The sequence below is a fragment of the Rickettsia sp. genome (genome assembly GCF_965035265.1).
In genome coordinates this window covers 1-8107 of the sequence record NZ_CBCDJS010000061.1, presented here as the reverse complement: position 1 = coordinate 8107, position 8107 = coordinate 1, and the positions used below count along the sequence as shown (strand labels likewise).

The window sequence follows — 8107 nt, the reverse complement described above, 5'->3', positions numbered from 1 at the left end:
GAGGCACAAGATCTTGCCACTAAATGGCTTTGGTCTTATAATAACGAAAGACCAAATATGGCTATAAGCGGTATAACGCCAATACAAAAATTAGCTTTAGCAGCTTAACTCTCTACTCTCTACTGCGATTAAAAATGGGGGGATTACCTGATGATTTTGTTGTATGATTTGAAAAATACAGTGTCATCCCGTGATTTATTCGGCGTTGTTGCATGGCTCGCTTTACGCTGGATTCCTGCCTCCGCAGGAATGACATTGATCCTTAAGTTGACACCAATGTGCCGCTGCAGAAATGACATCAACTCCTACAATAATTTATTACTTCCCATAATATTATATCCGCAATCTACATAATGAATTTCACCGGTAACACCTTTAGATAAATTACTAAATAAATATACTGCTGCTCCTCCTACATCTTCTTGAGTAGTATTACGTTTTAACGGTGCGGTTGCAGCGTGAGATTTAAGCATAGTACTAAAATCACCTATTGCACTAGATGCTAAAGTTTTGATAGGTCCTGCCGAAATAGCATTTACTCTAATGTTGTTTTCTCCCATATCGTTTGCTAGATATTTTACACTAGCCTCAAGTGCAGCTTTAGAAACCCCCATTACATTATAATTAGGTATAACTTTTTCAGCACCGTAGTAAGTTAATGTCACAATGCTTCCGCCGTTATGCATTAAGGATTCTGCGGACCTTGAGAGTTCTAAAAGAGAGTAACATGATATATGTAAAGAATTATGAAAATTTTCTAAGCTAGTATCAACATAACGTCCCTTTAATTCATTTTTATCGGCAAAAGCCATTCCGTGAAGTAAGAAATCGAAACTACCCCATTTCTCTTTTATATCATCAAATAAATTACTAATTGATTTTGGATTTGTAACATCAAGTTCGCTAACAAAATTACAACCTATTTCCTCAGCGAGTGGTTTAACTCGTTTTTCTAGCACTTCCGATTGATAAGTAAACCATAGCTCTGCCCCGTGTTTTTTAGCAAGCTGTGCAATCGCCCACGATATTGACATATTATTTGCAATACCTGTAATTAAGCCTTTTTTCCCTTGTAGTAATCCTGTAGTCATTTATTTACTCGTTATATTAAAAACTTGCTGAAATGATAGCATGATGTATTATTTTGTAAATAAATTTTACTTATTTAAAATAATAAAATGTATAGATCTAAAATTATTTGTTTTTTATTCGGGATGTTAAGCGGTTTAGTTTTTGCTCCGACTTTCTTTATACCGGCATTATTAACGTTATCTTATCTATGTTATATAGTTCAAAAATCTGAAAATTGGCAAGAAGCTGCAAAACTTGGTTATTTATTCGGTTTTGGGCATTTTTTAAGTGGAATATATTGGATAAGCATCGGTGTTAGTGTTTATATTGCAGATTTTTGGTGGGCAATTCCTTTTGCGTTATTTGGACTACCTATAGTTTTAGCTTTCTTTATATCGGCAAGTTGTATGCTTAGTTTTTTTGCTAAAAAAAATAAATATTACCAATTTATATTTTGTTTATGTTGGGTATTATTTGAGTGGGTACGTTCATGGATTTTTACCGGTCTTCCTTGGAATTTAATCGGTTATGCTTTTTCGTTTTCGGATATTTTAATACAGCCTTTAAGTATAATAGGGATATATGGGCTTAGTTTTATAGTTATATATATTGCCACTTCCGCTTATCCTTTATTTAGCAAGCAATTTACTCAGTTAAAAATATTACTAGCTAGTTCAGTCCTAGTATTAACCGTAATTGTCATTTACGGAGCAGTAAGGCTAAGTAATAATCCTACAGATTTCACTGATATAAAAGTGCGATTAGTGCAGCCTTCGATCTCTCAAACCGAAAAATGGAATGAATCGGAATTCTGGCATAATTTAATGCTGCATATTAATTTATCGGAAAATACAGAGCCTACCGATTTAATTATTTGGTCTGAGGCAGCGTTAGTAGTGCCGTTTGATGTACCGCAAGTTAAATCAGAATTATTAAAAATGTTAAATAGGGCAAATGCTATTTTGATAACAGGAGGAATTTCAGATAATAAAAAACAAGGCGATGAATTTGAACTTTACTCAGCTATGTATGCTCTTGATAAAAACGGTCATAAATTATTTGAGTATCATAAGTCGCATTTAGTACCTTTTGGTGAATATATGCCTCTTAAAAAAATATTACCCGTTAAAAAATTAACTCATGGTTTAATTGATTATAAAGAAGGAGACGGAGGGCTTGTTTATCTTGAAAAATATAATCTAAAAATTAAACCTCTAATTTGTTATGAATCGATTTTTCCTGATTTCGTTCGGACTTCTAATGAAATTGCAGATGTAATAATCAATGTTACAAATGATGCGTGGTACGGTAAATCAAGTGGGCCATATCAACATTTTCATATCAGTAGAAGTAGAGCCGTAGAAAACGGTTTACCTATGATTAGAGTAGCTAATAACGGCATTTCAGCTATAATTGATCCTTTTGGCAGAACAATAAAAAAACTAAATCTAAATGAAATAAATTATACCCAAGGTTTAATTCCTAAAAAACTAACCTATCCTACTATATTCTCGCAATTTGGTAATTTTACTCTTCTATTACTCATCGTTTTTGTACCTTTAATTAATTATTTATTAGCCTTGATTCTTGATAACTAAAGGGTTTTAGCGTTATTGTATTAAATTTTTAATAAAGTTGCTTGATTAAATATAAAGTAATATATATACTACATTTAAAGTTGAATAGACTTTATTAATAATTAATTTTTAATAATTAAAGCTTATTGTTAAAATGAATGATTCAATAAAACATCCAGACAAACTCGCAAGTGAACGTTTAAAAGAACGACATCTTGCTGTAGGTATTAGCCAAAAAGAATTAGGGCAAGCCTTAGATATTAGTGCTCTCCAAGTTAAAAAATATGAAGAAGGTTTAAGTAATATACCTATAAGTAGGTTATATGTTTTTGCAAAAGTTTTAAATACACCTTTAAAATATTTCTTTAATAGTTCTGAAGAAGAAAAGTTAAAAACTGACGATGAAAATACTTCTAATAATAAAATTGAATATCTATTCAAAGAAATAGAAAGTGATTTCTTAAATAATATTGCTGAAGAAGAAGTGCAATATGAAAATGAAATTTCTTTTGATTATAAAGAATTATCAAGGACTATGGAAAGAGAACTTTTATCGTTAACTAGAGCATTTACTAGAGTACAAAATCCAAATATTAGAAAAATAATAATTGAACTTGTCAGATCAGTATCGATACCTTGTAAATAATATTTAAGTTTTCATTGACTTAGCATTGCCAAAGTATTAATTTTTGTTAAGGTTTAGTAAATTCTGAACCATTAACAATTATTAAATACATGGAGAAAGTTTATGAGTAAAAGTAAGGCTATCGAAAATAACGGTATTAGTAATACAAATAGTCCAAACGGTAAATATATGGCTCCAAGACCGGAAGGAGTAAAACCTAGTTGTGTAGTTATTACTTATTCTGTAAGCAAGGATATTAAGTCTGCTCGTGAAGCATTAGATGAGCGAGGTGCAAGTGTTCATTACATAATTGATAAGGATGGGACTCAAAAAGAATATCATAATGATTTAACAGATCAAGCTTTTTATGCAGGTAAAAGTAGTGGGAAAGGAGAAGTGGGTGTTAATAAGTTTGGTATTGGGGTTATGCTTATTAATAATGCAGAAAGTGATTTTCCAAAAGAGCAAATAGGGCAATTATGTAAATTTCTTGAGGATATAGAAGTAAGATATCCGGATTTAGATTTAAAACATGATTTAGTCGGCCTTGGTGAAGTTGCAGAAAGACATGTCGCTCCTGGTAAATTTTTTCCATGGCAAGAGTTAGCAAAAAAAGGTTATGGTGAATATATTGAGACTACTGAAGAACAAAGAAATAAAGTATTAGTAAGTCAAAAAGATGAAGGTGATAAAGTTGTAGATTTACAAAAAGCATTAAAAAATCATGGTTACGGAGTAGAAGTTACAGCTGCTGGGGAATTTAATCAAGAAACTACTCATTTTGCTTCAATGTTTAATACACGTTATGATACCGGTTTACCTAATGAAGAGCCTCCTGTAAGCTGGACTGAAGCAAGTCAAGATGTTCTATCACAATTACTAGGGCAAGAGGTATTAGAACAAACAGAAAATGCATAGTTTGAGAAATGAATTCCTTTTTCATTTTGTAAGCTTTGTTGCATAGATCAAAAAATCCGTTCGGTGTCATACCGTGGCTTGACCACGGTATCTAGAAAAACAACTTAAAATACTAAATTTTAGTATTTTAAACTGGATCCCGCGATCAAGTCGCGGGATGACAAAGGTGGAATCGATCCACGTAACAATGTCAGGCGGGAATGATATCGAATTTATGTAACAAAGTCTCTTCATGCGAATAAAATATTTCAAGAGTTATGTAAAACAAAGCCGCTTTTTTTAGGCAATGCCATTTATTGGTTATTGACATGATCTTAAAATAGTGCTAAACCTGTAAAGTTAAGAGGCTATTTGTAAATAAGTTTTAATTGGTAATTAAAGAGCTTTTTTAGCGAAAATTATAAGGTTTTTGAAAGAATATTATTTATATTTCAAAAAAATCTTATAGTTTGCAGCAAAAAAGAATTAGACTAGCCTTAAAATTTATTTACAGATAGCCTCTATGATAGAGCTTTCTTGACTATTTAGCTTCTAGTCACAGAAAGATAGATTTTTTATCTTTACTTTATATTTCTACAATTAAAAATATTTATGATATCTTTAAAGGTTAATAGTTTAATACAAAATTGGCGTTGGCGTAGGTAACTCTTTACGCTTATGGATTTGCTATATGCAAATTTAAATTTTGATTATTAAATTATAACTTACAATAGGATATTGAAATGTTTATCTCTAATATTTTTCACAAAATTTTCTCTTTTTTATTACCTTTACTCCTAACTATTACGATTTATGCAGACCAAAAAAAGTAGTAGTTATTGTTCCGCTTGAACATGCCGCAATGACTGAGATTATATCAGGAATTAAAGAGTCGCTAAAAGATATAGATGCAGAAATTATAGTTAAAAATGCTCATGCTGATTCTAATATTTTGCTTGCCCTTGTAAAGCAAATAAAAGATCAGAATATTGATGTAATAATTCCAATCGGCACGACAGCCAGCCAAACTGTTATTTCTCATATAACAAATAAACCGATTGTTTGTGCTGCGGCTATGATTAATAGTAAAAATCTACCTTTAGTTACCGGTGTTAATGATGAAATAAAAATCACCGACACAATTAGTAAATTACCTTTTTTACAGAATATCACTTTAATTTATAGCAGTAGCGAGAAAGTTATCCCTGAAGTAGAAATGTTAAAATTATATGCTGGAAAAAACAATATTTCTCTGCACACGGCAATGATACAAAATTTAAATGATATGCCGGTGGCTGTAAAAAATGCTCCTGAAAATACGCAGAGTTTTATAATTTTGAAAGATCATTTAGTGGTTAGCGGGATCAATATTTTAAAGCAAGAAGCATTTAAACGCCGTATTCCGATCATCGCTTCCGATGAAGGTTCGGTAGTTAGCGGGGCGACTATTGCTGTAGGAGTGCAAGAAAAGCAAATAGGTGTGGAAGCGGGTTTAATGGCAAAAAAAATCTTGCAAGGAATAGCACCAAAAGATATTCCGTTTGGGGATATGAAAGACTTAACTTTATTTATTAACCTTAAATCATTTGTTAAGCAAGATATTCTAACTAAAGAAAATTTATCTGTACCTCCTTTTACTAAAAAAGAACTTACAGAGTAGTAACATGAACATTTTAGTTACTGCTCTTGAGCAATCCTTAATAATGTTGCCACTTATTTTAGGGATGTATATAAGTTATAGGATCCTAAAAATTACCGATCTTAGCGTAGACGGTACTTATGTACTTGGTGCGGCGGTATTTGCACGCACTATTTCATTTGGGTTATTTCCAGCATTAATATTTGCCGTGATAGCGGGCGGAGTTATTGGCAGTATAGTTAGTTTTATGCAGAAAAATAACCGCATTAATGGACTTATAGCCGGAATGCTTGCAAGCTTCATGCTTTATTCCGTTAACTTGCAAATTATGCAGCGCCCTAATATATCGGTCCTTGGTATGCCGACTCTGTTATCGATATTAGATCTTGAAAATTGGTTAGTGCCTTTAATAATAATCAATTGCCTTATCATATTTGTAGTTATAATTTTATTGAAAGGTAAGCTTGGTTTATTTCTTCGAGCTTTTGGTTTTAATAAAGATTTATTGATTAATTTAGGAAAACCTGCCGAGCTTTACCGCACTATTGGTCTTAGCATAAGTAATTGTCTTGCTGCTTTAACTGGTACTTTATCTGCACAAGTAAACGGTTTTGCTGATATTAATATGGGTTTTGGGGTAGCGCTAGTCGGTATCGGTGCGATTGTTATAGGACGTCATATTTTAATCCATGCTAATAATTTTAATGCGTTTAAAGAGATATGTTCCTGTTTTATAGGTATATTATTTTACTTTATTGCTCTTAGTAGTTTACTTTGGATTGGCATTGATCCTATAAACCTTAAGCTTATATTAGGGATAGTATTGTTTATTTCTTTGAGTACGGTGAGTAAGAAGTAATACTGTAATGTCATTCCCGCGTAGGCGGGAATCTAGAAAATGATTGTCACCCCGTGGCTTGACCACGGGGTCCAGTTAAAAATACTAAATTTTAGTATTTTTATTTGTTTTAATGGATACCGTGGTCAAGCCACGGTATGACACCTAGCACGTTTTTTGATTAAAAAGACAAAATTATGAAACCTTATTTATACGCAGAAAAAATACAGTTCAAAGTTAAGGAAAGAAGTGAGCCTATAATTGCTGACACTACTTTAAATATTGCTAAAGAGGAGTTTGTTGTAATATTGGGGCATAACGGTAGCGGAAAATCTACTTTAGCTAAAATACTTGCGGGTTATTTAAAACCGACTAGCGGGAAAGTGTTTCTAGATCAAGTCAGAATCGATAAAATACCTAAAGCTAAGAAAGCTTCTACCTTGGTTACGATAACACAAAAGGCTGAGGATAGGCTGTTTACCGAGTTAACCCTTGAAGAAAATATTACTTTGTGGGAAAGTAGGTTTTCTAGTAGTGAACGATTAACAAGTAGCGAGGTGTTAGAGCTTATAGGTTCGCCTAAGCGTTTCTTATCACTGCTTTCACAGCCACTCGGTAAATTTTCCGGCGGAGAGAAGCAGATTATACTCCTTGCGCTTAGCATAGCTCATCCGCCTAAAATATTATTTCTAGACGAACATACCGCAAATTTAGACCCGAAAGCTTCGCATGCAGTGATGAAAAAAACAGCGGAGATTATAGAGAAGCATAAGATAACTTCCGTTATGATAACGCATAATTTGGAAGATGCCGTAAATTATGGCAAAAGGCTTATAGTACTTGATAGTGGTAAGGTAGTACTAGACTACCTAAAACCACCAGGTTTTTCTTTAAAAGAACTTAGAGAGATGTTAAATTAGAATTGAATATCTGCGCCTATCTGTCCGGCTAATTCAGTACCAAAAGAATATTCACAAATTTCAGTTATTAAATTAGCTCTTGCATCATCGCTAATATCCTGATAAAGAAGTATGAAATTAATAAGATCTTCCTTACTTTCTCCATTATAAAGACGTACCTTTATATCAGCTGATAACGCTCCTTCTGAAGAAGAAGTTGTCGAAGCAGGTTCTACGGTTGTAGGTATTACAGGTGCTGCTACCGGAGCTACTTCTGCTGGAGCCACTGCTTCACTATTACCGCTAACATAATCAAAAATATGCTGTATTATCTTGTCTTTAATTTCATTCTCAATGCCATAATGTTCTAATGAGGAAATAATATCCTCTATGTTGTCACCATTCTTAAGACGTGCCTTTATATCATTAAGTGCATCCATAGAAGCTTCTGATGGAACAATTGTGGTAGTTGTAGGTGCTACAGAAGTTGTTGTTGTTTGTATTGCTTCTACAGGTGCTGCTATCGTAGCTATTACTGGATTATTATCGTTAATATCATAA

General features: G+C 32.7%; 7 protein-coding genes and 1 pseudogene. 6 read left to right on the top strand and 2 right to left on the bottom strand.

Annotated features, from left to right (window positions below; translation table 11 throughout):
- Positions 1-305: 305 nt before the first annotated feature.
- Positions 306-1091 carry an enoyl-ACP reductase FabI gene (gene fabI / locus AC1Z7D_RS04890; RefSeq protein WP_482602483.1) on the bottom strand — a complete coding sequence of 262 codons (786 nt, stop codon included), beginning with the start codon at positions 1089-1091 and terminating at the stop codon, positions 306-308.
- 87 nt (positions 1092-1178) lie between these two features.
- Between fabI and lnt the strand changes: the two genes are divergently transcribed.
- The 6 genes and pseudogenes from lnt (at position 1179) to AC1Z7D_RS04860 (ending at position 7567) form a co-directional block, all read left to right on the top strand.
- Positions 1179-2669, top strand: coding sequence for an apolipoprotein N-acyltransferase (lnt, locus tag AC1Z7D_RS04885; protein ID WP_482602481.1), 1491 nt, complete (start codon positions 1179-1181; stop codon positions 2667-2669).
- 133 nt (positions 2670-2802) lie between these two features.
- Positions 2803-3294: a helix-turn-helix domain-containing protein gene (locus tag AC1Z7D_RS04880; RefSeq protein ID WP_482602479.1), complete on the top strand. Its 492-nt coding sequence runs from the start codon at positions 2803-2805 to the stop codon at positions 3292-3294.
- Between the two features lie 102 nt (positions 3295-3396).
- Complete coding sequence (locus AC1Z7D_RS04875; protein WP_482602477.1) at positions 3397-4191, top strand: N-acetylmuramoyl-L-alanine amidase; 795 nt, start codon at positions 3397-3399, stop codon at positions 4189-4191.
- Between the two features lie 722 nt (positions 4192-4913).
- A pseudogene (locus AC1Z7D_RS04870) lies at positions 4914-5830 on the top strand (ABC transporter substrate binding protein).
- 4 nt (positions 5831-5834) lie between these two features.
- The gene (locus AC1Z7D_RS04865) at positions 5835-6668 is read left to right on the top strand and encodes an ABC transporter permease (protein ID WP_482602475.1); all 834 of its coding nucleotides are present in this window, start codon (positions 5835-5837) and stop codon (positions 6666-6668) included.
- Between the two features lie 176 nt (positions 6669-6844).
- The gene (locus tag AC1Z7D_RS04860; protein WP_482602473.1) at positions 6845-7567 is read left to right on the top strand and encodes an ATP-binding cassette domain-containing protein; all 723 of its coding nucleotides are present in this window, start codon (positions 6845-6847) and stop codon (positions 7565-7567) included.
- On the opposite strand, the gene AC1Z7D_RS04855 is transcribed toward AC1Z7D_RS04860, so the two are convergent.
- Positions 7564-8107, bottom strand: a 544-nt coding sequence (locus AC1Z7D_RS04855; RefSeq protein WP_482602471.1) for a hypothetical protein, incomplete at its 5' end; no start/stop codon positions are given. The genes AC1Z7D_RS04860 and AC1Z7D_RS04855 overlap by 4 nt on opposite strands.

Excerpts from the sequence above, each read along its gene's own strand:
- fabI (WP_482602483.1), bottom strand. The coding sequence starts at position 1,091 with ATGACTACAGGATTACTACAAGGGAAAAAAGGCTTAATTACAGGTATT.
- AC1Z7D_RS04860 (WP_482602473.1), top strand. The coding sequence starts at position 6,845 with ATGAAACCTTATTTATACGCAGAAAAAATACAGTTCAAAGTTAAGGAA.
- lnt (WP_482602481.1), top strand. The coding sequence starts at position 1,179 with ATGTATAGATCTAAAATTATTTGTTTTTTATTCGGGATGTTAAGCGGT.
- AC1Z7D_RS04880 (WP_482602479.1), top strand. The coding sequence starts at position 2,803 with ATGAATGATTCAATAAAACATCCAGACAAACTCGCAAGTGAACGTTTA.
- AC1Z7D_RS04865 (WP_482602475.1), top strand. The coding sequence starts at position 5,835 with ATGAACATTTTAGTTACTGCTCTTGAGCAATCCTTAATAATGTTGCCA.
- AC1Z7D_RS04875 (WP_482602477.1), top strand. The coding sequence starts at position 3,397 with ATGAGTAAAAGTAAGGCTATCGAAAATAACGGTATTAGTAATACAAAT.